At 68.8% G+C, this 23,332-nt stretch carries 30 protein-coding genes; 21 read left to right on the forward strand and 9 right to left on the reverse strand.

Going from position 1 to position 23,332, the window contains the following annotated elements; all coding sequences use genetic code 11:
• From Ae717Ps2_RS37810 to Ae717Ps2_RS37815, 3 genes are all read left to right on the forward strand, one after another.
• A partial coding sequence (locus tag Ae717Ps2_RS37810) for a hypothetical protein (RefSeq protein WP_158071626.1) occupies window positions 1–855 on the forward strand: 855 nt, incomplete at its 5' end.
• 1,041 nt (window positions 856–1,896) lie between these two features.
• Window positions 1,897–2,526 carry a hypothetical protein gene (locus tag Ae717Ps2_RS33195; protein ID WP_075334847.1) on the forward strand — a complete coding sequence of 210 codons (630 nt, stop codon included), beginning with the start codon at window positions 1,897–1,899 and terminating at the stop codon, window positions 2,524–2,526.
• Between the two features lie 190 nt (window positions 2,527–2,716).
• The gene (locus Ae717Ps2_RS37815) at window positions 2,717–2,860 is read left to right on the forward strand and encodes a hypothetical protein (RefSeq protein ID WP_158071575.1); all 144 of its coding nucleotides are present in this window, start codon (window positions 2,717–2,719) and stop codon (window positions 2,858–2,860) included.
• 1,124 nt (window positions 2,861–3,984) lie between these two features.
• On the opposite strand, the gene Ae717Ps2_RS37820 is transcribed toward Ae717Ps2_RS37815, so the two are convergent.
• Entirely contained in the window at window positions 3,985–4,161 is a 177-nt protein-coding gene (locus Ae717Ps2_RS37820) for a hypothetical protein (protein WP_158071627.1), read from the reverse strand.
• Window positions 4,125–4,589, reverse strand: coding sequence for a winged helix-turn-helix domain-containing protein (locus Ae717Ps2_RS33200; protein WP_075334848.1), 465 nt, complete (start codon window positions 4,587–4,589; stop codon window positions 4,125–4,127). Before Ae717Ps2_RS33200 ends, Ae717Ps2_RS37820 begins: the two co-directional genes overlap by 37 nt.
• Before the next feature lie 135 nt (window positions 4,590–4,724).
• Between Ae717Ps2_RS33200 and Ae717Ps2_RS33205 the strand changes: the two genes are divergently transcribed.
• From Ae717Ps2_RS33205 to Ae717Ps2_RS33230, 6 genes are all read left to right on the forward strand, one after another.
• Entirely contained in the window at window positions 4,725–5,138 is a 414-nt protein-coding gene (locus Ae717Ps2_RS33205) for a hypothetical protein (RefSeq protein ID WP_075334490.1), read from the forward strand.
• Complete coding sequence (locus Ae717Ps2_RS33210) at window positions 5,138–5,332, forward strand: hypothetical protein (protein ID WP_075334489.1); 195 nt, start codon at window positions 5,138–5,140, stop codon at window positions 5,330–5,332. Before Ae717Ps2_RS33205 ends, Ae717Ps2_RS33210 begins: the two co-directional genes overlap by 1 nt.
• A gap of 15 nt (window positions 5,333–5,347) precedes the next feature.
• Entirely contained in the window at window positions 5,348–5,833 is a 486-nt protein-coding gene (locus tag Ae717Ps2_RS33215; RefSeq protein WP_075334488.1) for a DUF3307 domain-containing protein, read from the forward strand.
• A gap of 84 nt (window positions 5,834–5,917) precedes the next feature.
• Window positions 5,918–7,123: a hypothetical protein gene (locus Ae717Ps2_RS33220; RefSeq protein ID WP_075334494.1), complete on the forward strand. Its 1,206-nt coding sequence runs from the start codon at window positions 5,918–5,920 to the stop codon at window positions 7,121–7,123.
• Window positions 7,124–7,647: 524 nt separating this feature from the next.
• On the forward strand, window positions 7,648–8,052 hold the full coding sequence (locus tag Ae717Ps2_RS33225) for a hypothetical protein (RefSeq protein ID WP_075334504.1): 405 nt from the start codon (window positions 7,648–7,650) through the stop codon (window positions 8,050–8,052).
• An 8-nt stretch (window positions 8,053–8,060) separates the two neighbouring features.
• Window positions 8,061–8,933 carry a hypothetical protein gene (locus Ae717Ps2_RS33230; RefSeq protein ID WP_233147838.1) on the forward strand — a complete coding sequence of 291 codons (873 nt, stop codon included), beginning with the start codon at window positions 8,061–8,063 and terminating at the stop codon, window positions 8,931–8,933.
• A 279-nt stretch (window positions 8,934–9,212) separates the two neighbouring features.
• Here Ae717Ps2_RS33230 and Ae717Ps2_RS33235 read toward each other — a convergent pair whose 3' ends face one another.
• Together Ae717Ps2_RS33235 and Ae717Ps2_RS33240 are read right to left on the reverse strand one after the other, a co-directional pair.
• The gene (locus tag Ae717Ps2_RS33235) at window positions 9,213–9,872 is read right to left on the reverse strand and encodes a hypothetical protein (protein WP_143510659.1); all 660 of its coding nucleotides are present in this window, start codon (window positions 9,870–9,872) and stop codon (window positions 9,213–9,215) included.
• 210 nt (window positions 9,873–10,082) lie between these two features.
• The gene (locus Ae717Ps2_RS33240; RefSeq protein WP_075334491.1) at window positions 10,083–10,817 is read right to left on the reverse strand and encodes a GntR family transcriptional regulator; all 735 of its coding nucleotides are present in this window, start codon (window positions 10,815–10,817) and stop codon (window positions 10,083–10,085) included.
• A gap of 157 nt (window positions 10,818–10,974) precedes the next feature.
• Between Ae717Ps2_RS33240 and Ae717Ps2_RS33245 the strand changes: the two genes are divergently transcribed.
• From Ae717Ps2_RS33245 to Ae717Ps2_RS33265, 5 genes are all read left to right on the forward strand, one after another.
• A complete protein-coding gene (locus Ae717Ps2_RS33245) occupies window positions 10,975–11,388 on the forward strand; it encodes a hypothetical protein (RefSeq protein ID WP_075334490.1) in 414 nt (137 codons plus the stop codon).
• Entirely contained in the window at window positions 11,388–11,582 is a 195-nt protein-coding gene (locus Ae717Ps2_RS33250; protein ID WP_075334489.1) for a hypothetical protein, read from the forward strand. Before Ae717Ps2_RS33245 ends, Ae717Ps2_RS33250 begins: the two co-directional genes overlap by 1 nt.
• A 15-nt stretch (window positions 11,583–11,597) precedes the next feature.
• Window positions 11,598–12,083 carry a DUF3307 domain-containing protein gene (locus Ae717Ps2_RS33255; protein WP_075334488.1) on the forward strand — a complete coding sequence of 162 codons (486 nt, stop codon included), beginning with the start codon at window positions 11,598–11,600 and terminating at the stop codon, window positions 12,081–12,083.
• Between the two features lie 84 nt (window positions 12,084–12,167).
• Window positions 12,168–13,373 (forward strand): hypothetical protein, encoded by a 1,206-nt coding sequence (locus Ae717Ps2_RS33260; protein ID WP_075334494.1) that lies wholly within the window; start codon window positions 12,168–12,170, stop codon window positions 13,371–13,373.
• 525 nt (window positions 13,374–13,898) lie between these two features.
• Window positions 13,899–15,185 carry a protein rep gene (locus Ae717Ps2_RS33265; protein WP_143510661.1) on the forward strand — a complete coding sequence of 429 codons (1,287 nt, stop codon included), beginning with the start codon at window positions 13,899–13,901 and terminating at the stop codon, window positions 15,183–15,185.
• 279 nt (window positions 15,186–15,464) lie between these two features.
• Here Ae717Ps2_RS33265 and Ae717Ps2_RS33270 read toward each other — a convergent pair whose 3' ends face one another.
• Both Ae717Ps2_RS33270 and Ae717Ps2_RS33275 read right to left on the reverse strand, forming a co-directional pair.
• Window positions 15,465–16,124: a hypothetical protein gene (locus Ae717Ps2_RS33270; protein ID WP_143510659.1), complete on the reverse strand. Its 660-nt coding sequence runs from the start codon at window positions 16,122–16,124 to the stop codon at window positions 15,465–15,467.
• 314 nt (window positions 16,125–16,438) lie between these two features.
• Window positions 16,439–17,068, reverse strand: coding sequence for a GntR family transcriptional regulator (locus Ae717Ps2_RS33275; RefSeq protein ID WP_075334849.1), 630 nt, complete (start codon window positions 17,066–17,068; stop codon window positions 16,439–16,441).
• 158 nt (window positions 17,069–17,226) lie between these two features.
• Between Ae717Ps2_RS33275 and Ae717Ps2_RS33280 the strand changes: the two genes are divergently transcribed.
• The 7 genes from Ae717Ps2_RS33280 (at window position 17,227) to Ae717Ps2_RS33305 (ending at window position 21,439) form a co-directional block, all read left to right on the forward strand.
• A complete protein-coding gene (locus Ae717Ps2_RS33280; RefSeq protein ID WP_075334850.1) occupies window positions 17,227–17,517 on the forward strand; it encodes a hypothetical protein in 291 nt (96 codons plus the stop codon).
• Window positions 17,517–17,831: a hypothetical protein gene (locus Ae717Ps2_RS36945; protein ID WP_143510907.1), complete on the forward strand. Its 315-nt coding sequence runs from the start codon at window positions 17,517–17,519 to the stop codon at window positions 17,829–17,831. Before Ae717Ps2_RS33280 ends, Ae717Ps2_RS36945 begins: the two co-directional genes overlap by 1 nt.
• A 19-nt stretch (window positions 17,832–17,850) precedes the next feature.
• A complete protein-coding gene (locus tag Ae717Ps2_RS33285; RefSeq protein WP_075334851.1) occupies window positions 17,851–18,339 on the forward strand; it encodes a hypothetical protein in 489 nt (162 codons plus the stop codon).
• A gap of 84 nt (window positions 18,340–18,423) precedes the next feature.
• Complete coding sequence (locus Ae717Ps2_RS33290) at window positions 18,424–18,981, forward strand: hypothetical protein (protein WP_075334852.1); 558 nt, start codon at window positions 18,424–18,426, stop codon at window positions 18,979–18,981.
• Window positions 18,917–19,423 carry a hypothetical protein gene (locus tag Ae717Ps2_RS33295; RefSeq protein ID WP_143510909.1) on the forward strand — a complete coding sequence of 169 codons (507 nt, stop codon included), beginning with the start codon at window positions 18,917–18,919 and terminating at the stop codon, window positions 19,421–19,423. The genes Ae717Ps2_RS33290 and Ae717Ps2_RS33295 overlap by 65 nt, the downstream gene beginning before the upstream one ends.
• On the forward strand, window positions 19,420–19,665 hold the full coding sequence (locus Ae717Ps2_RS33300) for a hypothetical protein (protein WP_075334854.1): 246 nt from the start codon (window positions 19,420–19,422) through the stop codon (window positions 19,663–19,665). Before Ae717Ps2_RS33295 ends, Ae717Ps2_RS33300 begins: the two co-directional genes overlap by 4 nt.
• A gap of 487 nt (window positions 19,666–20,152) precedes the next feature.
• The gene (locus Ae717Ps2_RS33305; protein ID WP_143510661.1) at window positions 20,153–21,439 is read left to right on the forward strand and encodes a protein rep; all 1,287 of its coding nucleotides are present in this window, start codon (window positions 20,153–20,155) and stop codon (window positions 21,437–21,439) included.
• A 279-nt stretch (window positions 21,440–21,718) separates the two neighbouring features.
• Here the strand turns inward: Ae717Ps2_RS33305 and Ae717Ps2_RS33310 are convergent, their stop codons facing one another.
• The 3 genes from Ae717Ps2_RS33310 to Ae717Ps2_RS33320 form a co-directional block, all read right to left on the reverse strand.
• On the reverse strand, window positions 21,719–22,378 hold the full coding sequence (locus tag Ae717Ps2_RS33310) for a hypothetical protein (RefSeq protein ID WP_143510659.1): 660 nt from the start codon (window positions 22,376–22,378) through the stop codon (window positions 21,719–21,721).
• A gap of 210 nt (window positions 22,379–22,588) precedes the next feature.
• Complete coding sequence (locus Ae717Ps2_RS36950; RefSeq protein WP_143510911.1) at window positions 22,589–22,750, reverse strand: hypothetical protein; 162 nt, start codon at window positions 22,748–22,750, stop codon at window positions 22,589–22,591.
• A gap of 8 nt (window positions 22,751–22,758) precedes the next feature.
• A partial coding sequence (locus tag Ae717Ps2_RS33320) for a GntR family transcriptional regulator (protein ID WP_143510913.1) occupies window positions 22,759–23,332 on the reverse strand: 574 nt, incomplete at its 5' end.

Here is a 23,332-nt window from a genome sequence, read left to right on the forward strand (position 1 = left end):
CCGGCTCCGTTGGCCGGCCGCGGGCTGTCGGTCTCCGACGTGGAGATCACCATCGCCCGAGACGAGCTCGGCAACCCTCTGCGCCAGTCCTGGGTGGAGGGGCCGCACGTCTGCATTCAGGGCGCGACCCGCTCGGGCAAGAGCGTGTGGTGCTATTCGGCGCTGGCGCAGCTCGCCCGCCTCGACGATGTCCTGATCGCGGGGTCTGACCTGTCTGGGTTGCTTCTGGGCCGTCCCTACGTGGGTACCCGGCACCACGAGTGGCAGGCCACCGGGTCGGCCGACGTTGAGGCACACCGGGATCTGCTGGTCCGCCTGGTCGCGGAGATGGACACCCGGATCCGGAACCTGCCGCCTCGCCGGGACAAGTTCACCCGCTTCCATGCCGGGTTCCCGCTGATCGTGGTCGTGCTCGAAGAGTTCGCCGGGCTGCTGCGCCTGGCGTCGACGGCCCCGGTCGAGAAGGGCCAGCCGAAGATGCGTGAGCAGCTCCTCGCGCTCTACGGCCGCCTGGTCTCCGAGGGACACAAGGCGGGCCTGCGGCTGATGGTGGTCACCCAGCGCGCGGACGCGACCGTCGTCGGTGGTTTCGAGCGCGGTCAGCTCGGCCTGCGGATCAGCTTCCGGCTCGACGACCCGGAGGCCCTGGTGATGCTCCACGGCCAGTCCGCCCGCGATCACCTCGAGGAGCACCAGCTCGCCCCGCCCGGGGTCGCGCTGGTCCAGGCACCCGCCCGGCCGTTGGGCCGGGTCCGCGGACCGCGGCTGATGGGCCCCTCGGAGGACGCCGACTACGCCCGCTACTGGGACGAGATCGCGGACGGCGCGGCGCGCCTCCACGAGGTAGCGGCCTGATCAGGCCAGAGTTAGCAACCAGGTCGACACAGAAGTGAGCCCCAGGACTGGCATCCCGGGGGCCCGCACGTCGGCCGGAAATGGTCACCCTGCGAAGCGATCGGAGCACCGGCCAACGTGGCTACCCACAGCGTACCTAGAGCCCCCCAGCGCGGCGCTACGCGACGAGGGCACTTCCCCACCCCGGAAACAGGCAGCGGCTCGCCCCAGCGGCTCCACAGCCCGTCTCGACGCCTGCCCTTCCTCGATATAGGCCGCTTGAAGGCTGGGCAGGTTCAGTCAAGGGTCGAAGATCGCGGAGCGACGGCGCAGCCGCCCTTGACGGGTTCTGATCAGCATTCGATCCTCGGCCGGTTCGAGGGAGGGCACCACGCCCTCGCAGCTGGCACCGGACCGTTTGTCGGCGTCGCCGTAGGTGTGCGCTTGGCAGTGCCGGGCCCGGCCCGCCGGCCGGAGGCTGAGGCGGGCCGGTGCCCGGCTCTGCCGGGTGCCGGACACGGCCGTCGTCGTCGTGGCGGTGTGCGGTGACGGCCGCGCTGGCTTCGGTGCGCCCTTCGGCGGCCGCGCTTGGTAACGACGCGAAAAGTGCGGCCACCGCAGGTCAGGACCACGCGGGGGCCTTCTGGGACCGCAGGATCAGGCGCTACGCGACAAGTACCGGGCTCGCCGGGAGCTGGCCGCGATCACGAGCCTGTCGCGGGTCAAGAAGTGCGGTCGGGTCTCGACCAACGAGGGTGGAGAGGTCTCGTTGCACCACACGCCGGACCGGAGGGGGAACCGGGCACCGCAGGCTTCGGCGGCCTGGCGACCTGCGGCAGCGTGTGGGCGTGCCGGTGTGCTCGGCCAAGATCAGTGCGCGCCGCTCGAAGGATCTCGAACAGCTGATCAACTGGAACGCCGACGGGGGGGCACGGTCGCACTGCTGACCCTGACGATGCGCCACCACCGGGGCCACAGCCTGCGCGAACTTCGCCGAGCGCTGAGCGCGCGTGGCGACACCTCACACAGTCGCGGGGAAAGCGGTGGAAGACGGACCTGGACATGGACTATGTCCGGGGAGTGGAGGGCACCCACACCGACCTCAACGGCTGGCACCTCCACATCCACGCCCTGTTGATCTTCCCGACCGATGTGAGCGCGGAGATTCCTGCTCTGACCTGCGAGGTCTACACCCGCTGGGCCGCGGGGCTGGCGAAGAAGGGCATGAGCGCCACCGCCGAGCACGGCATCGACGTGCGGGTCGGTAACGGCGCGGTGGAGAAGATGGGCAAGTACATCTCGAAGCTGGCCTTCGAGACCGCCGGTGGCCGGTGGAAGCGCGGCAAGCGCGGCTCCCGCACGCCGTTCCAGATCCTCGCCGACGCGATCGACACCGGCAACGAGCGCGACGTCGCGCTCTGGCAGGAGTGGGAACAGGGCAGCCACGGCATGCAGCAGCTCGTGTGGTCCAACGGCCTCCAAGCAGCGCTGCGGGGTCACCGAGGTCAAGGGACGAGGAGATCGCCGAAGAAGACGGAGGTGGAGAGCTGGCAGGAGTCCTCCCGGCCCCGGAGCTGGAAGAAGATCTACCCGGTCGCGGAGGACCTGATCATCGCGACTCGCCACGGCGGAGTTCCCGCCGCGCGCGCCTGGCTCGACGCCCGGGGGCCTGGCCTTCGAGTTCGAGGCTGACACCACCGAACGCGCCGTCCAGGCTCGACCCCCGGAGACGCCCCGTTTGCGTGGCTCAAAAGCCGCGCTCGCGGCCGGAAGGACCCCGAACAGCGCCGGGGAACGGCGCCGGAGCTACTACCGGCCCGCTACGGCGCTCTGAGGGCGACGGCCAGGACCGCCAGGACCGCCAGGACCTATGCATCATCTGATGATCTTCGGCCAGGGGCGTGTCTGGGTGGGCGCCTCCGGCGGACCCAAGTTAGGCGTTTTCCTAAGGAAACGCCGTGTCGTCGATACGACGACGATGCAGCTGAACACGGTGGGTGGCTACGCGGCCTTCAAGACCATGTGATGGCATAGGTGCGGTGGTGCGGTGGTGCGGTGGTGCGGTGGTGCGGTGGTGCGGTGGTGCATTTGATCTTGATCTGGGTCAGTGACGGGCTGTGGTCAGAGGACGCGCCAGCGCTCGTGTGCGGCCTGGCGGGCTCATCGACGTGGCGGCGCCGATTTTGGCCCAGGAGATCCCGGCTTGGCGCGCTTCGCGTACGGCGTCGGTGAGGGCGTCGTTCGCTCGGCGGGCAGCGGCGGCTGCCGGTACCGGCGACGGCAGCGGCCTCGACTAGACGAGCTCCGGGGTCGGGCTCGGGCACCGCCTGGTCCTCGACGACGACCGGCCGCGGCTTCCGGCGCGGCCGTCGGCTCGACCGGCTTGGCGCGCTTGCTCGGCCGCCGTCGCTGTGGACGCTCAGATGCTCCCTGCGGCTCCGGCGGGGCGGCGGGGGTGTCTTCGGTTGGGTCCGGGGCCGACAGCGGCTCAGGGAGCCACTGACCGACGTGGGCATCCCACTCGGGCGCAGGACCTCCCGGGTCTGAGCCCGGTACCGGCGGGTCCGCAGAGGCTGCTCGCGGGCACCGGGGGCGGTGCGCAGCTGGCCGGACCCACCCGCACGAGCACGACGCGTACCGCACGTGCACTTCCACGGTGTCGTTGCTGATCGGCTCGTCGTCCTGCCCCGGCGACGATCCCCAGCGCGTGACCCTCGTGCTCACCGGCAGCCGGATGCGTGGTGGTGACGTTCCAGGGGCCGCTCAAGTCCTTCACGGGAGCCATTTGTCAGTCATCCTTCCTTGACACTGTCAGTCAAGCTTGCCTGGCGAAATAACCAATCGTCAAGATAGCCTGACAATTAACTGTCAGGACAGCTTGGCAATGCTGTCAAGAAGCCCTGACGTTGCCAGTCAGGTATTACTGACAACTGATGAGTGCCGGACTGGCCGGCCAACCGCGGCGATGGGGGCTCTGCCGCGATTGGCCAGGAACCTACATCGCCACTGTGTAGGTCTGCTCTGCTCGATCACCAGTTGCTACGAAGGTGCTGGTTTCCAGCTCGATCTGGCTCGCGTCGCGCGTGGTCCCGCAGCGTGATCAGCACGGGTACGCCAGGCGGGATCGACATGACGTCCCGTTCGTCCGGGTCAGGCATCCGAGTGCTCACTCGTTTCGGTTGTCTGTGCAGGCTGGTATCCGGCCTCGCGCATGAACGAGTACAGGTCGGTCCGCTCGTGGGCGTCCTTGTCGGCCGGGTCGTACCCGGTCTCTGAGTGGATTCGCGCACCTACCTCGCCTGGGAGCCACTGATCGTGCAGCAACACGATGTGGCGGCCCTTGTAGTACCGCCGGACTCGGTGGACAACCCGATCCCCCCCGGCCAATGCCGAGGGCGCTGCGCTACTTCGTGGTTCGCGACGTCGTAGGACGCCTCGACGGTCTCGATCTTTGAGTCATCCCCGGTGGTGCTCCCCCACGCGGGATGCGCGTCTCCGGGCTGGCTGTGCATGTCCACGGTGCCGAGGTCGCGCACGACTGTTCCGACACCTGACAGCGGCGTCACCAGGCCCTCGTTGGCAAGGGCCGACACCGCGCTGCGCACGGTCTCCCGCGCTACCTCGTACGTCGCCATCAACTCGGGGAGTGCGGGGAGGGTCGACCCCGGCGGATAGGTGCCGTTGTGATCCTTTCTCGCAGCTCGCGGGCGATCTTCTCGTACTTCCGGGCCATCGTCTGACCTCCTCTGATTCATACGTCTAGACCTTTGAGGGGACTCATGCTACGGTAGTTCTATCAGTCCAGACGTCCAGACCTTCGAGGCTGCGAACTGAGGACAAGAACCACAGGACGGTCTGGCCCCGGAGTGGCGGATCGAAAAACATGGGAGATGCGCATGTCGAACCAGGGCCCGATGAACTTCAAGATCGACCCGACGAGTTTCACGATGGTGATGGTCATGGACCTGGCGCCGAAGCTGAAGTTCGGCAGCGACACCGATCAGGAGTGCTTGCGGAACGGCACCCCGAAGTGGGTTGCCCAGGTCACGGTGGGGTTCCAGGCGTTCGGGCGGCCGTCGTTTTCGGTGCTGAACGTGACGATCGCGTCGCACGAGGACCCGCGCCACGGGTTTCAGCCCGGGATGCCCTGCGAGCTGGTCGGCTTCGAGGTCGGCGTGATGGACAAGACGATCAAGGACAAGAACACCGGTGAGGACAAGGTCGTCGGGGCGCAGGTCTACTACCGCGCCGACGCGATCCGCCCGATCGGCGGCTCGGGCCGGAAGAACGAGCAGGCCGCGTGATGGCGGGCCGCCGGTGGCCGGTGCTCGACGGCCAGATGGGCCTCGTGCTGGTGGTGCTGACCTGCACCTCGTGCCAGCACGCCGAGGAGATCCCGGACGACGGCGGCCGCCTGCCGGATCAGTGCCCCCGCTGCGACGGCTGGGCTTTCACCGGCGCACTCGTGTCGACCACCTCCACCGCTGTCGCTAGCTGATCAAGGAGCAAAGGCATGTCCGAGCGGATCGCGATCACCGTCCTGACGGCGCTGGGGGCCCTGCTGGGTCATCACGGCGGGGACTACTTGGCCCAGGACGACTGCATGTCGGCCCACAAGCAGCACCGCACCGGGCAGGGTCGCCGGGAACTTGCTCTGCACGCCTCCACCTATGCCGCGGCGCAGGCCGTCACGAAGTGGGCGTTCTACCGGACTGCCGGTGTCCGGGTCCCGTGGCTGGCCCAGCTCACCGGCGTGGTGGCGGAGGGCGTGGTGCATGCGGTGATCGATGACGGCCGTCTGCTCGCTCGGTTTGCCGCGATCCCGGGTCGCCAGCGTGACGAGCACGGCGCCCGGATCGGCCGACAGAAGCGGTTCCACGGCCTGGCTGATCACGGAGTGAACGGTCGCGCCCTGATGGATCAGGCCGTCCACCACCAGGTGCAGATCCCTGTTGGTGTCGCCGTCACTACCGCGGTCGCCGCCCTCATCGCCCGCTGAGCAACTGACCCCCGCTCGACCACGGCCCCGGCCCGGAGAACCCCCTCCCGGACCGGGGCCGTCTTCACGACAGGAGCACTGATCATGTGGAGCAGGCAGCGCGCCGAGGATCGGGCCGCCCGCGAGTTCGTCGACCGGCTGGTGAACCCGTGGCGCCGGGTCTGTGAGCGGGTTCCGGGGCTCTCGCACACGGTGCAGGTCGCCTCCGGCACCACGATCGTCATCCCGACCCTGGCCCGGGCGGACCTGTCGGGGCCGGACCCGGTGCTGGTGGTGCGCAAGATCCACGGCCAGCTCATCGAGGACTTCCGTGCTGACGAGGCGTCGCGGCGGATCGCGGCGGCGCTGGGCTATGACCGGATCCGGGTCTACCCGCGCGGATCGGAGTGGGTCCGGATCGAGCTGCTGATCGGCGACCCCCTCGACGGCGAGGTCCCGGCTCCGTTGGCCGGCCGCGGGCTGTCGGTCTCCGACGTGGAGATCACCATCGCCCGAGACGAGCTCGGCAACCCTCTGCGCCAGTCCTGGGTGGAGGGGCCGCACGTCTGCATTCAGGGCGCGACCCGCTCGGGCAAGAGCGTGTGGTGCTATTCGGCGCTGGCGCAGCTCGCCCGCCTCGACGATGTCCTGATCGCGGGGTCTGACCTGTCTGGGTTGCTTCTGGGCCGTCCCTACGTGGGTACCCGGCACCACGAGTGGCAGGCCACCGGGTCGGCCGACGTTGAGGCACACCGGGATCTGCTGGTCCGCCTGGTCGCGGAGATGGACACCCGGATCCGGAACCTGCCGCCTCGCCGGGACAAGTTCACCCGCTTCCATGCCGGGTTCCCGCTGATCGTGGTCGTGCTCGAAGAGTTCGCCGGGCTGCTGCGCCTGGCGTCGACGGCCCCGGTCGAGAAGGGCCAGCCGAAGATGCGTGAGCAGCTCCTCGCGCTCTACGGCCGCCTGGTCTCCGAGGGACACAAGGCGGGCCTGCGGCTGATGGTGGTCACCCAGCGCGCGGACGCGACCGTCGTCGGTGGTTTCGAGCGCGGTCAGCTCGGCCTGCGGATCAGCTTCCGGCTCGACGACCCGGAGGCCCTGGTGATGCTCCACGGCCAGTCCGCCCGCGATCACCTCGAGGAGCACCAGCTCGCCCCGCCCGGGGTCGCGCTGGTCCAGGCACCCGCCCGGCCGTTGGGCCGGGTCCGCGGACCGCGGCTGATGGGCCCCTCGGAGGACGCCGACTACGCCCGCTACTGGGACGAGATCGCGGACGGCGCGGCGCGCCTCCACGAGGTAGCGGCCTGATCAGGCCAGAGTTAGCAACCAGGTCGACACAGAAGTGAGCCCCCAGGACTGGCATCCCGGGGGCCCGCACGTCGGCCGGAAATGGTCACCCTGCGAAGCGATCGGAGCACCGGCCAACGTGGCTACCCACAGCGTACCTAGAGCCCCCAGCGCGGCGCTACGCGACGAGGGCACTTCCCCACCCCGGAAACAGGCAGCGGCTCGCCCCAGCGGCTCCACAGCCCGTCTCGACGCCTGCCCTTCCTCGATATAGGCCGCTTGAAGGCTGGGCAGGTTCAGTCAAGGGTCGAAGATCGCGGAGCGACGGCGCAGCCGCCCTTGACGGGTTCTGATCAGCATTCGATCCTCGGCCGGTTCGAGGGAGGGCACCACGCCCTCGCAGCTGGCACCGGACCGTTTGTCGGCGTCGCCGTAGGTGTGCGCTTGGCAGTGCCGGGCCCGGCCCGCCGGCCGGAGGCTGAGGCGGGCCGGTGCCCGGCTCTGCCGGGTGCCGGACACGGCCGTCGTCGTCGTGGCGGTGTGCGGTGACGGCCGCGCTGGCTTCGGTGCGCCCTTCGGCGGCCGCGCTTGGTAACGACGCGAAAAGTGCGGCCACCGCAGGTCAGGACCACGCGGGGGCCTTCTGGGACCGCCAGGATCAGGCGCTACGCGACAAGTACCGGGCTCGCCGGGAGCTGGCCGCGATCACGAGCCTGTCGCGGGTCAAGAAGTGCGGTCGGGTCTCGACCAACGAGGGTGGAGAGGTCTCGTTGCACCACACGCCCGGACCGGAGGGGGAACCGGGCACCGCAGGCTTCGGCGGCCTGGCGACCTGCGGCAGCGTGTGGGCGTGCCCGGTGTGCTCGGCCAAGATCAGTGCGCGCCGCTCGAAGGATCTCGAACAGCTGATCAACTGGAACGCCGACCGGGGGGCACGGTCGCACTGCTGACCCTGACGATGCGCCACCACCGGGGCCACAGCCTGCGCGAACTTCGCCGAGCGCTGAGCGCGGCGTGGCGACACCTCACACAGTCGCGGGGGTGGAAGCGGTGGAAGACGGACCTGGACATGGACTATGTCCGGGGAGTGGAGGGCACCCACACCGACCTCAACGGCTGGCACCTCCACATCCACGCCCTGTTGATCTTCCCGACCGATGTGAGCGCGGAGATTCCTGCTCTGACCTGCGAGGTCTACACCCGCTGGGCCGCGGGGCTGGCGAAGAAGGGCATGAGCGCCACCGCCGAGCACGGCATCGACGTGCGGGTCGGTAACGGCGCGGTGGAGAAGATGGGCAAGTACATCTCGAAGCTGGCCTTCGAGACCGCCGGTGGCCGGTGGAAGCGCGGCAAGCGCGGCTCCCGCACGCCGTTCCAGATCCTCGCCGACGCGATCGACACCGGCAACGAGCGCGACGTCGCGCTCTGGCAGGAGTGGGAACAGGGCAGCCACGGCATGCAGCAGCTCGTGTGGTCCAACGGCCTCAAGCAGCGCTGCGGGGTCACCGAGGTCAAGGACGAGGAGATCGCCGAAGAAGACGGAGGTGGAGAGCTGGCAGGAGTCCTCCCGGCCCGGAGCTGGAAGAAGATCTACCCGGTCGCGGAGGACCTGATCATCGCGACTCGCCACGGCGGAGTTCCCGCCGCGCGCGCCTGGCTCGACGCCCGGGGCCTGGCCTTCGAGTTCGAGGCTGACACCACCGAACGCGCCGTCCAGCTCGACCCCGGAGACGCCCCGTTTGCGTGGCTCAAAGCCGCGCTCGCGGCCGAAGACCCCGAACAGCGCCGGGAACGGCGCCGGAGCTACTACCGGCCCGCTACGGCGCTCTGAGGGCGACGGCCAGGACCGCCAGGACCGCCAGGACCTATGCATCATCTGATGATCTTCGGCCAGGGGCGTGGTCTGGGTGGGCGCCTCCGGCGGACCCAAGTTAGGCGTTTTCCTAAGGAAACGCCGTGTCGTCGATACGACGACGATGCAGCTGAACACGGTGGGTGGCTACGCGGCCTTCAAGACCATGTGATGCATAGGTGCGGTGGTGCGGTGGTGCGGTGGTGCGGTGGTGCGGTGGTGCATTTGATCTTGATCTGGGTCAGTGACGGGCTGTGGTCAGAGGACGCGCCAGCGCTCGTGTGCGGCCTGGCGGCTCATCGACGTGGCGGCGCCGATCTTGGCCCAGGAGATCCCGGCTTGGCGCGCTTCGCGTACGGCGTCGGTGAGGGCGTCGTTCGCTCGGCGGGCAGCGGCGGCTGCGGTACCGGCGACGGCAGCGGCCTCGACTAGACGAGCTCCGGGGTCGGGCTCGGGCACCGCCTGGTCCTCGACGACGACGGCCGCGGCTTCCGGCGCGGCCGTCGGCTCGACCGGCTTGGCGCGCTTGCTCGGCCGCCGTCGCTGTGGACGCTCAGATGCTCCCTGCGGCTCCGGCGGGGCGGCGGGGGTGTCTTCGGTTGGGTCCGGGGCCGACAGCGGCTCAGGGAGCCACTGACCGACGTGGGCATCCCACTCGGGGCGCAGGACCTCCCGGGTCTGAGCCCGGTACCGGCGGGTCCGCAGAGGCTGCTCGCGGGCACCGGGGGCGGTGCGCAGCTGGCCGGACCACCCGCACGAGCACGACGCGTACCGCACGTGCACTTCCACGGTGTCGTTGCTGATCGGCTCGTCGTCCTGCCCGGCGACGATCCCCAGCGCGTGACCCTCGTGCTCACCGGCAGCCGGATGCGTGGTGGTGACGTTCCAGGGGCCGCTCAAGTCCTTCACGGGAGCCATTTGTCAGTCATCCTTCCTTGACACTGTCAGTCAAGCTTGCCTGGCGAAATAACCAATCGTCAAGATAGCCTGACAATTAACTGTCAGGACAGCTTGGCAATGCTGTCAAGAAGCCCTGACGTTGCCAGTCAGGTATTACTGACAACTGATGAGTGCCGGACTGGCCGGCCAACCGCGGCGATGGGGGCTCTGCCGCGATTGGCCAGGAACCTACATCGCCACTGTGTAGGTCTGCTCTGCTCGATCACCAGTTGCTACGAAGGTGCTGGTTTCCAGCTCGATCTGGCTCGCGTCGCGCGTGGTCCGCAGCGTGATCAGCACGGGTACGCCAGGCGGGATCGACATGACGTCCCGTTCGTCCGGGTCAGGCATCCGAGTGCTCACTCGTTCGGTTGTCTGTGCAGGCTGGTATCCGGCCTCGCGCATGAACGAGTACAGGTCGGTCCGCTCGTGGGCGTCCTTGTCGGCCGGGTCGTACCCGGTCTCTGAGTGGATTCGCGCACCTACCTCGCCTGGGAGCCACTGATCGTGCAGCAACACGATGTGGCGGCCCTTGTAGTACCGCCGGACTCGGTGGACAACCCGATCCCCCCGGCCAATGCCGAGGCGCTGCGCTACTTCGTGGTTCGCGACGTCGTAGGACGCCTCGACGGTCTCGATCTTTGAGTCATCCCCGGTGGTGCTCCCCCACGCGGGATGCGCGTCTCCGGGCTGGCTGTGCATGTCCACGGTGCCGAGGTCGCGCACGACTGTTCCGACACCTGACAGCGGCGTCACCAGGCCCTCGTTGGCAAGGGCCGACACCGCGCTGCGCACGGTCTCCCGCGCTACCTCGTACGTCGCCATCAACTCGGGGAGTGCGGGGAGGGTCGACCCCGGCGGATAGGTGCCGTTGGTGATCCTTTCTCGCAGCTCGCGGGCGATCTTCTCGTACTTCCGGGCCATCGTCTGACCTCCTCTGATTCATACGTCTAGACCTTTGAGGGGACTCATGCTACGGTAGTTCTATCAGTCCAGACGTCCAGACCTTCGAGGCTGCGAACTGAGGACAAGAACCACAGGACGGTCTGGCCCCGGAGTGGCGGATCGAAAAACATGGGAGATGCGCATGTCGAACCAGGGCCCGATGAACTTCAAGATCGACCCGACGAGTTTCACGATGGTGATGGTCATGGACCTGGCGCCGAAGCTGAAGTTCGGCAGCGACACCGATCAGGAGTGCTTGCGGAACGGCACCCCGAAGTGGGTTGCCCAGGTCACGGTGGGGTTCCAGGCGTTCGGGCGGCCGTCGTTTTCGGTGCTGAACGTGACGATCGCGTCGCACGAGGACCCGCGCCACGGGTTTCAGCCCGGGATGCCCTGCGAGCTGGTCGGCTTCGAGGTCGGCGTGATGGACAAGACGATCAAGGACAAGAACACCGGTGAGGACAAGGTCGTCGGGGCGCAGGTCTACTACCGCGCCGACGCGATCCGCCCGATCGGCGGCTCGGGCCGGAAGAACGAGCAGGCCGCGTGATGGCGGGCCGCCGGTGGCCGGTGCTCGACGGCCAGATGGGCCTCGTGCTGGTGGTGCTGACCTGCACCTCGTGCCAGCACGCCGAGGAGATCCCGGACGACGGCGGCCGCCTGCCGGATCAGTGCCCCCGCTGCGACGGCTGGGCTTTCACCGGCGCACTCGTGTCGACCACCTCCACCGCTGTCGCTAGCTGATCAAGGAGCAAAGGCATGTCCGAGCGGATCGCGATCACCGTCCTGACGGCGCTGGGGGCCCTGCTGGGTCATCACGGCGGGGACTACTTGGCCCAGGACGACTGCATGTCGGCCCACAAGCAGCACCGCACCGGGCAGGGTCGCCGGGAACTTGCTCTGCACGCCTCCACCTATGCCGCGGCGCAGGCCGTCACGAAGTGGGCGTTCTACCGGACTGCCGGTGTCCGGGTCCCGTGGCTGGCCCAGCTCACCGGCGTGGTGGCGGAGGGCGTGGTGCATGCGGTGATCGATGACGGCCGTCTGCTCGCTCGGTTTGCCGCGATCCCGGGTCGCCAGCGTGACGAGCACGGCGCCCGGATCGGCCGACAGAAGCGGTTCCACGGCCTGGCTGATCACGGAGTGAACGGTCGCGCCCTGATGGATCAGGCCGTCCACCACCAGGTGCAGATCCCTGTTGGTGTCGCCGTCACTACCGCGGTCGCCGCCCTCATCGCCCGCTGAGCAACTGACCCCCGCTCGACCACGGCCCCGGCCCGGAGAACCCCCTCCCGGACCGGGGCCGTCTTCACGACAGGAGCACTGATCATGTGGAGCAGGCAGCGCGCCGAGGATCGGGCCGCCCGCGAGTTCGTCGACCGGCTGGTGAACCCGTGGCGCCGGGTCTGTGAGCGGGTTCCGGGGCTCTCGCACACGGTGCAGGTCGCCTCCGGCACCACGATCGTCATCCCGACCCTGGCCCGGGCGGACCTGTCGGGGCCGGACCCGGTGCTGGTGGTGCGCAAGATCCACGGCCAGCTCATCGAGGACTTCCGTGCTGACGAGGCGTCGCGGCGGATCGCGGCGGCGCTGGGCTATGACCGGATCCGGGTCTACCCGCGCGGATCGGAGTGGGTCCGGATCGAGCTGCTGATCGGCGACCCCCTCGACGGCGAGGTCCCGGCTCCGTTGGCCGGCCGCGGGCTGTCGGTCTCCGACGTGGAGATCACCATCGCCCGAGACGAGCTCGGCAACCCTCTGCGCCAGTCCTGGGTGGAGGGGCCGCACGTCTGCATTCAGGGCGCGACCCGCTCGGGCAAGAGCGTGTGGTGCTATTCGGCGCTGGCGCAGCTCGCCCGCCTCGACGATGTCCTGATCGCGGGGTCTGACCTGTCTGGGTTGCTTCTGGGCCGTCCCTACGTGGGTACCCGGCACCACGAGTGGCAGGCCACCGGGTCGGCCGACGTTGAGGCACACCGGGATCTGCTGGTCCGCCTGGTCGCGGAGATGGACACCCGGATCCGGAACCTGCCGCCTCGCCGGGACAAGTTCACCCGCTTCCATGCCGGGTTCCCGCTGATCGTGGTCGTGCTCGAAGAGTTCGCCGGGCTGCTGCGCCTGGCGTCGACGGCCCCGGTCGAGAAGGGCCAGCCGAAGATGCGTGAGCAGCTCCTCGCGCTCTACGGCCGCCTGGTCTCCGAGGGACACAAGGCGGGCCTGCGGCTGATGGTGGTCACCCAGCGCGCGGACGCGACCGTCGTCGGTGGTTTCGAGCGCGGTCAGCTCGGCCTGCGGATCAGCTTCCGGCTCGACGACCCGGAGGCCCTGGTGATGCTCCACGGCCAGTCCGCCCGCGATCACCTCGAGGAGCACCAGCTCGCCCCGCCCGGGGTCGCGCTGGTCCAGGCACCCGCCCGGCCGTTGGGCCGGGTCCGCGGACCGCGGCTGATGGGCCCCTCGGAGGACGCCGACTACGCCCGCTACTGGGACGAGATCGCGGACGGCGCGGCGCGCCTCCACGAGGTAGCGGCCTGATCAGGCCAGAGTTAGCAACCAGGTCGACACAGAAGTGAGCCCCCAGGACTGGCATCCCGGGGGCCCGCACGTCGGCCGGAAATGGTCACCCTGCGAAGCGATCGGAGCACCGGCCAACGTGGCTACCCACAGCGTACCTAGAGCCCCCCAGCGCGGCGCTACGCGACGAGGGCACTTCCCCACCCCGGAAACAGGCAGCGGCTCGCCCCAGCGGCTCCACAGCCCGTCTCGACGCCTGCCCTTCCTCGATATAGGCCGCTTGAAGGCTGGGCAGGTTCAGTCAAGGGTCGAAGATCGCGGAGCGACGGCGCAGCCGCCCTTGACGGGTTCTGATCAGCATTCGATCCTCGGCCGGTTCGAGGGAGGGCACCACGCCCTCGCAGCTGGCACCGGACCGTTTGTCGGCGTCGCCGTAGGTGTGCGCTTGGCAGTGCCGGGCCCGGCCCGCCGGCCGGAGGCTGAGGCGGGCCGGTGCCCGGCTCTGCCGGGTGCCGGACACGGCCGTCGTCGTCGTGGCGGTGTGCGGTGACGGCCGCGCTGGCTTCGGTGCGCCCTTCGGCGGCCGCGCTTGGTAACGACGCGAAAAGTGCGGCCACCGCAGGTCAGGACCACGCGGGGGCCTTCTGGGACCGCCAGGATCAGGCGCTACGCGACAAGTACCGGGCTCGCCGGGAGCTGGCCGCGATCACGAGCCTGTCGCGGGTCAAGAAGTGCGGTCGGGTCTCGACCAACGAGGGTGGAGAGGTCTCGTTGCACCACACGCCCGGACCGGAGGGGGAACCGGGCACCGCAGGCTTCGGCGGCCTGGCGACCTGCGGCAGCGTGTGGGCGTGCCCGGTGTGCTCGGCCAAGATCAGTGCGCGCCGCTCGAAGGATCTCGAACAGCTGATCAACTGGAACGCCGACCGGGGGGGCACGGTCGCACTGCTGACCCTGACGATGCGCCACCACCGGGGCCACAGCCTGCGCGAACTTCGCCGAGCGCTGAGCGCGGCGTGGCGACACCTCACACAGTCGCGGGGGTGGAAGCGGTGGAAGACGGACCTGGACATGGACTATGTCCGGGGAGTGGAGGGCACCCACACCGACCTCAACGGCTGGCACCTCCACATCCACGCCCTGTTGATCTTCCCGACCGATGTGAGCGCGGAGATTCCTGCTCTGACCTGCGAGGTCTACACCCGCTGGGCCGCGGGGCTGGCGAAGAAGGGCATGAGCGCCACCGCCGAGCACGGCATCGACGTGCGGGTCGGTAACGGCGCGGTGGAGAAGATGGGCAAGTACATCTCGAAGCTGGCCTTCGAGACCGCCGGTGGCCGGTGGAAGCGCGGCAAGCGCGGCTCCCGCACGCCGTTCCAGATCCTCGCCGACGCGATCGACACCGGCAACGAGCGCGACGTCGCGCTCTGGCAGGAGTGGGAACAGGGCAGCCACGGCATGCAGCAGCTCGTGTGGTCCAACGGCCTCAAGCAGCGCTGCGGGGTCACCGAGGTCAAGGACGAGGAGATCGCCGAAGAAGACGGAGGTGGAGAGCTGGCAGGAGTCCTCCCGGCCCGGAGCTGGAAGAAGATCTACCCGGTCGCGGAGGACCTGATCATCGCGACTCGCCACGGCGGAGTTCCCGCCGCGCGCGCCTGGCTCGACGCCCGGGGCCTGGCCTTCGAGTTCGAGGCTGACACCACCGAACGCGCCGTCCAGCTCGACCCCGGAGACGCCCCGTTTGCGTGGCTCAAAGCCGCGCTCGCGGCCGAAGACCCCGAACAGCGCCGGGAACGGCGCCGGAGCTACTACCGGCCCGCTACGGCGCTCTGAGGGCGACGGCCAGGACCGCCAGGACCGCCAGGACCTATGCATCATCTGATGATCTTCGGCCAGGGGCGTGGTCTGGGTGGGCGCCTCCGGCGGACCCAAGTTAGGCGTTTTCCTAAGGAAACGCCGTGTCGTCGATACGACGACGATGCAGCTGAACACGGTGGGTGGCTACGCGGCCTTCAAGACCATGTGATGCATAGGTGCGGTGGTGCGGTGGTGCGGTGGTGCGGTGGTGCGGTGGTGCATTTGATCTTGATCTGGGTCAGTGACGGGCTGTGGTCAGAGGACGCGCCAGCGCTCGTGTGCGGCCTGGCGGCTCATCGACGTGGCGGCGCCGATCTTGGCCCAGGAGATCCCGGCTTGGCGCGCTTCGCGTACGGCGTCGGTGAGGGCGTCGTTCGCTCGGCGGGCAGCGGCGGCTGCGGTACCGGCGACGGCAGCGGCCTCGACTAGACGAGCTCCGGGGTCGGGCTCGGGCACCGCCTGGTCCTCGACGACGACGGCCGCGGCTTCCGGCGCGGCCGTCGGCTCGACCGGCTTGGCGCGCTTGCTCGGCCGCCGTCGCTGTGGACGCTCAGATGCTCCCTGCGGCTCCGGCGGGGCGGCGGGGGTGTCTTCGGTTGGGTCCGGGGCCGACAGCGGCTCAGGGAGCCACTGACCGACGTGGGCATCCCACTCGGGGCGCAGGACCTCCCGGGTCTGAGCCCGGTACCGGCGGGTCCGCAGAGGCTGCTCGCGGGCACCGGGGGCGGTGCGCAGCTGGCCGGACCACCCGCACGAGCACGACGCGTACCGCACGTGCACTTCCACGGTGTCGTTGCTGATCGGCTCGTCGTCCTGCCCGGCGACGATCCCCAGCGCGTGACCCTCGTGCTCACCGGCAGCCGGATGCGTGGTGGTGACGTTCCAGGGGCCGCTCAAGTCCTTCACGGGAGCCATTTGTCAGTCATCCTTCCTTGACACTGTCAGTCAAGCTTGCCTGGCGAAATAACCAATCGTCAAGATAGCCTGACAATTAACTGTCAGGACAGCTTGGCAATGCTGTCAAGAAGCCCTGACGTTGCCAGTCAGGTATTACTGACAACTGATGAGTGCCGGACTGGCCGGCCAACCGCGGCGATGGGGGCTCTGCCGCGATTGGCCAGGAACCTACATCGCCACTGTGTAGGTCTGCTCTGCTCGATCACCAGTTGCTACGAAGGTGCTGGTTTCCAGCTCGATCTGGCTCGCGTCGCGCGTGGTCCGCAGCGTGATCAGCACGGGTACGCCAGGCGGGATCGACATGACGTCCGTTCGTCCGGGTCAGGCATCCGAGTGCTCACTCGTTCGGTTGTCTGTGCAGGCTGGTATCCGGCCTCGCGCATGAACGAGTACAGGTCGGTCCGCTCGTGGGCGTCCTTGTCGGCCGGGTCGTACCCGGTCTCTGAGTGGATTCGCGCACCTACCTCGCCTGGGAGCCACTGATCGTGCAGCAACACGATGTGGCGGCCCTTGTAGTACCGCCGGACTCGGTGGACAACCCGATCCCCCCGGCCAATGCCGAGGCGCTGCGCTACTTCGTGGTTCGCGACGTCGTAGGACGCCTCGACGGTCTCGATCTTTGAGTCATCCCCGGTGGTGCTCCCCCACGCGGGATGCGCGTCTCCGGGCTGGCTGTGCATGTCCACGGTGCCGAGGTCGCGCACGACTGTTCCGACACCTGACAGCGGCGTCACCAGGCCCTCGTTGGCAAGGGCCGACACCGCGCTGCGCACGGTCTCCCGCGCTACCTCGTACGTCGCCATCAACTCGGGGAGTGCGGGGAGGGTCGACCCCGGCGGATAGGTGCCGTTGGTGATCCTTTCTCGCAGCTCGCGGGCGATCTTCTCGTACTTCCGGGCCATCGTCTGACCTCCTCTGATTCATACGTCTAGACCTTTGAGGGGACTCATGCTACGGTAGTTCTATCAGTCCAGACGTCCAGACCTTCGAGGCTGCGAACTGAGGACAAGAACCACAGGACGGTCTGGCCCCGGAGTGGGCGGATCGAAAAACATGGGAGATGCGCATGTCGAACCAGGGCCCGATGAACTTCAAGATCGACCCGACGAGTTTCACGATGGTGATGGTCATGGACCTGGCGCCGAAGCTGAAGTTCGGCAGCGACACCGATCAGGAGTGCTTGCGGAACGGCACCCCGAAGTGGGTTGCCCAGGTCACGGTGGGGTTCCAGGCGTTCGGGCGGCCGTCGTTTTCGGTGCTGAACGTGACGATCGCGTCGCACGAGGACCCGCGCCACGGGTTTCAGCCCGGGATGCCTCTGCGAGCTGGTCGGCTTCGAGGGTCGGCGTGATGGACAAGACGATCAAGGACAAGAACACCGGTGAGGACAAGGTCGTCGGGGCGCAGGTCTACTACCGCGCCGACGCGATCCCGCCGATCGGCGGCTCGGGCGGAAGAACGAGCAGGCCGCGTGATGGCGGGCCGCCGGTGGCCGGTGCTCGACGGCCAGATGGCCTCGTGCTGGTGGTGCTGACCTGCCACCTCGTGCCAGCACGCCGAGGAGATCCCGGACGACGGCGGCCGCCTGCCGGATCAGTGCCCCCGCTGCGACGGCTGGGCTTTCACCGGCGCACTCGTGTCGACCACCTCCACCGCTGTCGCTAGCTGATCAAGGAGCAAAGGCATGTCCGAGCGGATCGCGATCACCGTCCTGACGGCGCTGGGGGCCCTGCTGGGTCATCACGGCGGGGGACTACTTGGCCCAGGACGACTGCATGTCGGCCCACAAGCAGCACCGCACCGGGCCAGGGTCGCCGGGAACTTGCTCTGCAACGCCTCCACCTATGCCGCGGCGCAGGCCGTCACGAAGTGGGCGTTCTACCGGACTGCCGGTGTCCGGGTCCCGTGGCTGGCCCAGCTCACCGGCGTGGTGGCGGAGGGCGTGGTGCATGCGGTGATCGATGACGGCCGTCTGCTCGCTCGGTTTGCCGCGATCCCGGGTCGCCAGCGTGACGAGCACGGCGCCCGGATCGGCCGACAGAAGCGGTTCCACGGCCTGGCTGATCACGGAGTGAACGGTCGCGCCCTGATGGATCAGGCCGTCCACCACCAGGTGCAGATCCCTGTTGGTGTCGCCGTCACTACCGCGGTCGCCGCCCTCATCGCCCGCTGAGCAACTGACCCCCGCTCGACCACGGCCCCGGCCCGGAGAACCCCCTCCCGGACCGGGGCCGTCTTCACGACAGGAGCACTGATCATGTGGAGCAGGCAGCGCGCCGAGGATCGGGCCGCCCGCGAGTTCGTCGACCGGCTGGTGAACCCGTGGCGCCGGGTCTGTGAGCGGGTTCCGGGGCTCTCGCACACGGTGCAGGTCGCCTCCGGCACCACGATCGTCATCCCGACCCTGGCCCGGGCGGACCTGTCGGGGCCGGACCCGGTGCTGGTGGTGCGCAAGATCCACGGCCAGCTCATCGAGGACTTCCGTGCTGACGAGGCGTCGCGGCGGATCGCGGCGGCGCTGGGCTATGACCGGATCCGGGTCTACCCGCGCGGATCGGAGTGGGTCCGGATCGAGCTGCTGATCGGCGACCCCCTCGACGGCGAGGTCCCGGCTCCGTTGGCCGGCCGCGGGCTGTCGGTCTCCGACGTGGAGATCACCATCGCCCGAGACGAGCTCGGCAACCCTCTGCCAGTCCTGGGTGGAGGGGCCGCACGTCTGCATTCAGGGCGCGACCCGCTCGGGCAAGAGCGTGTGGTGCTATTCGGCGCTGGCGCAGCTCGCCCGCCTCGACGATGTCCTGATCGCGGGGTCTGACCTGTCTGGGTTGCTTCTGGGCCGTCCCTACGTGGGTACCCGGCACCACGAGTGGCAGGCCACCGGGTCGGCCGACGTTGAGGCACACCGGGATCTGCTGGTCCGCCTGGTCGCGGAGATGGACACCCGGATCCGGAACCTGCCGCCTCGCCGGGACAAGTTCACCCGCTTCCATGCCGGGTTCCCGCTGATCGTGGTCGTGCTCGAAGAGTTCGCCGGGCTGCTGCGCCTGGCGTCGACGGCCCCGGTCGAGAAGGGCCAGCCGAAGATGCGTGAGCAGCTCCTCGCGCTCTACGGCCGCCTGGTCTCCGAGGGACACAAGGCGGGCCTGCGGCTGATGGTGGTCACCCAGCGCGCGGACGCGACCGTCGTCGGTGTTTCGAGCGCGGTCAGCTCGGCCTGCGGATCAGCTTCCGGCTCGACGACCCGGAGGCCCTGGTGATGCTCCACGGCCAGTCCGCCCGCGATCACCTCGAGGAGCACCAGCTCGCCCCGCCCGGGGTCGCGCTGGTCCAGGCACCCGCCCGGCCGTTGGGCCGGGTCCGCGGACCGCGGCTGATGGGCCCCTCGGAGGACGCCGACTACGCCCGCTACTGGGACGAGATCGCGGACGGGCGCGGCGCGCCTCCACGAGGTAGCGGCCTGATCAGGCCAGAGTTAGCAACCAGGTCGACACAGAAGTGAGCCCCCAGGACTGGCATCCCGGGGGCCCGCACGTCGGCCGGAAATGGTCACCCTGCGAAGCGATCGGAGCACCGGCCAACGTGGCTACCCACAGCGTACCTAGAGCCCCCCAGCGCGGCGCTACGCGACGAGGGCACTTCCCCACCCCGGAAACAGGCAGCGGCTCGCCCCAGCGGCTCCACAGCCCGTCTCGACGCCTGCCCTTCCTCGATATAGGCCGCTTGAAGGCTGGGCAGGTTCAGTCAAGGGTCGAAGATCGCGGAGCGACGGCGCAGCCGCCCTTGACGGGTTCTGATCAGCATTCGATCCTCGGCCGGTTCGAGGGAGGGCACCACGCCCTCGCAGCTGGCACCGGACCGTTTGTCGGCGTCGCCGTAGGTGTGCGCTTGGCAGTGCCGGGCCCGGCCCGCCGGCCGGAGGCTGAGGCGGGCCGGTGCCCGGCTCTGCCGGGTGCCGGACACGGCCGTCGTCGTCGTGGCGGTGTGCGGTGACGGCCGCGCTGGCTTCGGTGCGCCCTTCGGCGGCCGCGCTTGGTAACGACGCGAAAAGTGCGGCCACCGCAGGTCAGGACCACGCGGGGGCCTTCTGGGACCGCCAGGATCAGGCGCTACGCGACAAGTACCGGGCTCGCCGGGAGCTGGCCGCGATCACGAGCCTGTCGCGGGTCAAGAAGTGCGGTCGGGTCTCGACCAACGAGGGTGGAGAGGTCTCGTTGCACCACACGCCCGGACCGGAGGGGGAACCGGGCACCGCAGGCTTCGGCGGCCTGGCGACCTGCGGCAGCGTGTGGGCGTGCCCGGTGTGCTCGGCCAAGATCAGTGCGCGCCGCTCGAAGGATCTCGAACAGCTGATCAACTGGAACGCCGACCGGGGGGGCACGGTCGCACTGCTGACCCTGACGATGCGCCACCACCGGGGCCACAGCCTGCGCGAACTTCGCCGAGCGCTGAGCGCGGCGTGGCGACACCTCACACAGTCGCGGGGGTGGAAGCGGTGGAAGACGGACCTGGACATGGACTATGTCCGGGGAGTGGAGGGCACCCACACCGACCTCAACGGCTGGCACCTCCACATCCACGCCCTGTTGATCTTCCCGACCGATGTGAGCGCGGAGATTCCTGCTCTGACCTGCGAGGTCTACACCCGCTGGGCCGCGGGGCTGGCGAAGAAGGGCATGAGCGCCACCGCCGAGCACGGCATCGACGTGCGGGTCGGTAACGGCGCGGTGGAGAAGATGGGCAAGTACATCTCGAAGCTGGCCTTCGAGACCGCCGGTGGCCGGTGGAAGCGCGGCAAGCGCGGCTCCCGCACGCCGTTCCAGATCCTCGCCGACGCGATCGACACCGGCAACGAGCGCGACGTCGCGCTCTGGCAGGAGTGGGAACAGGGCAGCCACGGCATGCAGCAGCTCGTGTGGTCCAACGGCCTCAAGCAGCGCTGCGGGGTCACCGAGGTCAAGGACGAGGAGATCGCCGAAGAAGACGGAGGTGGAGAGCTGGCAGGAGTCCTCCCGGCCCGGAGCTGGAAGAAGATCTACCCGGTCGCGGAGGACCTGATCATCGCGACTCGCCACGGCGGAGTTCCCGCCGCGCGCGCCTGGCTCGACGCCCGGGGCCTGGCCTTCGAGTTCGAGGCTGACACCACCGAACGCGCCGTCCAGCTCGACCCCGGAGACGCCCCGTTTGCGTGGCTCAAAGCCGCGCTCGCGGCCGAAGACCCCGAACAGCGCCGGGAACGGCGCCGGAGCTACTACCGGCCCGCTACGGCGCTCTGAGGGCGACGGCCAGGACCGCCAGGACCGCCAGGACCTATGCATCATCTGATGATCTTCGGCCAGGGGCGTGGTCTGGGTGGGCGCCTCCGGCGGACCCAAGTTAGGCGTTTTCCTAAGGAAACGCCGTGTCGTCGATACGACGACGATGCAGCTGAACACGGTGGGTGGCTACGCGGCCTTCAAGACCATGTGATGCATAGGTGCGGTGGTGCGGTGGTGCGGTGGTGCGGTGGTGCGGTGGTGCATTTGATCTTGATCTGGGTCAGTGACGGGCTGTGGTCAGAGGACGCGCCAGCGCTCGTGTGCGGCCTGGCGGCTCATCGACGTGGCGGCGCCGATCTTGGCCCAGGAGATCCCGGCTTGGCGCGCTTCGCGTACGGCGTCGGTGAGGGCGTCGTTCGCTCGGCGGGCAGCGGCGGCTGCGGTACCGGCGACGGCAGCGGCCTCGACTAGACGAGCTCCGGGGTCGGGCTCGGGCACCGCCTGGTCCTCGACGACGACGGCCGCGGCTTCCGGCGCGGCCGTCGGCTCGACCGGCTTGGCGCGCTTGCTCGGCCGCCGTCGCTGTGGACGCTCAGATGCTCCCTGCGGCTCCGGCGGGGCGGCGGGGGTGTCTTCGGTTGGGTCCGGGGCCGACAGCGGCTCAGGGAGCCACTGACCGACGTGGGCATCCCACTCGGGGCGCAGGACCTCCCGGGTCTGAGCCCGGTACCGGCGGGTCCGCAGAGGCTGCTCGCGGGCACCGGGGGCGGTGCGCAGCTGGCCGGACCACCCGCACGAGCACGACGCGTACCGCACGTGCACTTCCACGGTGTCGTTGCTGATCGGCTCGTCGTCCTGCCCGGCGACGATCCCCAGCGCGTGACCCTCGTGCTCACCGGCAGCCGGATGCGTGGTGGTGACGTTCCAGGGGCCGCTCAAGTCCTTCACGGGAGCCATTTGTCAGTCATCCTTCCTTGACACTGTCAGTCAAGCTTGCCTGGCGAAATAACCAATCGTCAAGATAGCCTGACAATTAACTGTCAGGACAGCTTGGCAATGCTGTCAAGAAGCCCTGACGTTGCCAGTCAGGTATTACTGACAACTGATGAGTGCCGGACTGGCCGGCCAACCGCGGCGATGGGGGCTCTGCCGCGATTGGCCAGGAACCTACATCGCCACTGTGTAGGTCTGCTCTGCTCGATCACCAGTTGCTACGAAGGTGCTGGTTTCCAGCTCGATCTGGCTCGCGTCGCGCGTGGTCCGCAGCGTGATCAGCACGGGTACGCCAGGCGGGATCGACATGACGTCCCGTTCGTCCGGGTCAGGCATCCGAGTGCTCACTCGTTCGGTTGTCTCTGTGCAGGCTGGTATCCGGCCTCGCGCATGAACGAGTACAGGTCGGTCCGCTCGTGGGCGTCCTTGTCGGCCGGGTCGTACCCGGTCTCTGAGTGGATTCGCGCACCTACCTCGCCTGGGAGCCACTGATCGTGCAGCAACACGATGTGGCGGCCCTTGTAGTACCGCCGGACTCGGTGGACAACCCGATCCCCCCGGCCAATGCCGAGGCGCTGCGCTACTTCGTGGTTCGCGACGTCGTAGGACGCCTCGACGGTCTCGATCTTTGAGTCATCCCCGGTGGTGCTCCCCCACGCGGGATGCGCGTCTCCGGGCTGGCTGTGCATGTCCACGGTGCCGAGGTCGCGCACGACTGTTCCGACACCTGACAGCGGCGTCACCAGGCCCTCGTTGGCAAGGGCCGACACCGCGCTGCGCACGGTCTCCCGCGCTACCTCGTACGTCGCCATCAACTCGGGGAGTGCGGGAGGGTCGACCCCGGCGGATAGGTGCCGTTGGTGATCCTTTCTCGCAGCTCGCGGGCGATCTTCTCGTACTTCCGGGCCATCGTCTGAC

The sequence above is a fragment of the Pseudonocardia sp. Ae717_Ps2 genome (genome assembly GCF_001932475.1).
Lineage (GTDB): Bacteria > Actinomycetota > Actinomycetes > Mycobacteriales > Pseudonocardiaceae > Pseudonocardia.

What these genes read in the sequence shown, in the direction of transcription:
- Ae717Ps2_RS33195 (WP_075334847.1), top strand. Translation starts at nt 1,897, where the DNA reads ATGGACTATGTCCGGGGAGTGGAGGGCACCCACACCGACCTCAACGGC.
- Ae717Ps2_RS37815 (WP_158071575.1), top strand. Translation starts at nt 2,717, where the DNA reads ATGATCTTCGGCCAGGGGCGTGTCTGGGTGGGCGCCTCCGGCGGACCC.
- Ae717Ps2_RS33200 (WP_075334848.1), bottom strand. Translation starts at nt 4,589, where the DNA reads ATGAATCAGAGGAGGTCAGACGATGGCCCGGAAGTACGAGAAGATCGC.
- Ae717Ps2_RS33205 (WP_075334490.1), top strand. Translation starts at nt 4,725, where the DNA reads ATGCGCATGTCGAACCAGGGCCCGATGAACTTCAAGATCGACCCGACG.
- Ae717Ps2_RS33210 (WP_075334489.1), top strand. Translation starts at nt 5,138, where the DNA reads ATGGCGGGCCGCCGGTGGCCGGTGCTCGACGGCCAGATGGGCCTCGTG.
- Ae717Ps2_RS33215 (WP_075334488.1), top strand. Translation starts at nt 5,348, where the DNA reads ATGTCCGAGCGGATCGCGATCACCGTCCTGACGGCGCTGGGGGCCCTG.
- Ae717Ps2_RS33220 (WP_075334494.1), top strand. Translation starts at nt 5,918, where the DNA reads ATGTGGAGCAGGCAGCGCGCCGAGGATCGGGCCGCCCGCGAGTTCGTC.
- Ae717Ps2_RS33230 (WP_233147838.1), top strand. Translation starts at nt 8,061, where the DNA reads ATGCGCCACCACCGGGGCCACAGCCTGCGCGAACTTCGCCGAGCGCTG.
- Ae717Ps2_RS33235 (WP_143510659.1), bottom strand. Translation starts at nt 9,872, where the DNA reads ATGGCTCCCGTGAAGGACTTGAGCGGCCCCTGGAACGTCACCACCACG.
- Ae717Ps2_RS33240 (WP_075334491.1), bottom strand. Translation starts at nt 10,817, where the DNA reads ATGGCCCGGAAGTACGAGAAGATCGCCCGCGAGCTGCGAGAAAGGATC.
- Ae717Ps2_RS33245 (WP_075334490.1), top strand. Translation starts at nt 10,975, where the DNA reads ATGCGCATGTCGAACCAGGGCCCGATGAACTTCAAGATCGACCCGACG.
- Ae717Ps2_RS33250 (WP_075334489.1), top strand. Translation starts at nt 11,388, where the DNA reads ATGGCGGGCCGCCGGTGGCCGGTGCTCGACGGCCAGATGGGCCTCGTG.
- Ae717Ps2_RS33255 (WP_075334488.1), top strand. Translation starts at nt 11,598, where the DNA reads ATGTCCGAGCGGATCGCGATCACCGTCCTGACGGCGCTGGGGGCCCTG.
- Ae717Ps2_RS33260 (WP_075334494.1), top strand. Translation starts at nt 12,168, where the DNA reads ATGTGGAGCAGGCAGCGCGCCGAGGATCGGGCCGCCCGCGAGTTCGTC.
- Ae717Ps2_RS33270 (WP_143510659.1), bottom strand. Translation starts at nt 16,124, where the DNA reads ATGGCTCCCGTGAAGGACTTGAGCGGCCCCTGGAACGTCACCACCACG.
- Ae717Ps2_RS33275 (WP_075334849.1), bottom strand. Translation starts at nt 17,068, where the DNA reads ATGGCCCGGAAGTACGAGAAGATCGCCCGCGAGCTGCGAGAAAGGATC.
- Ae717Ps2_RS33280 (WP_075334850.1), top strand. Translation starts at nt 17,227, where the DNA reads ATGCGCATGTCGAACCAGGGCCCGATGAACTTCAAGATCGACCCGACG.
- Ae717Ps2_RS36945 (WP_143510907.1), top strand. Translation starts at nt 17,517, where the DNA reads ATGGACAAGACGATCAAGGACAAGAACACCGGTGAGGACAAGGTCGTC.
- Ae717Ps2_RS33285 (WP_075334851.1), top strand. Translation starts at nt 17,851, where the DNA reads ATGTCCGAGCGGATCGCGATCACCGTCCTGACGGCGCTGGGGGCCCTG.
- Ae717Ps2_RS33290 (WP_075334852.1), top strand. Translation starts at nt 18,424, where the DNA reads ATGTGGAGCAGGCAGCGCGCCGAGGATCGGGCCGCCCGCGAGTTCGTC.
- Ae717Ps2_RS33310 (WP_143510659.1), bottom strand. Translation starts at nt 22,378, where the DNA reads ATGGCTCCCGTGAAGGACTTGAGCGGCCCCTGGAACGTCACCACCACG.
- Ae717Ps2_RS36950 (WP_143510911.1), bottom strand. Translation starts at nt 22,750, where the DNA reads ATGCCTGACCCGGACGAACGGGACGTCATGTCGATCCCGCCTGGCGTA.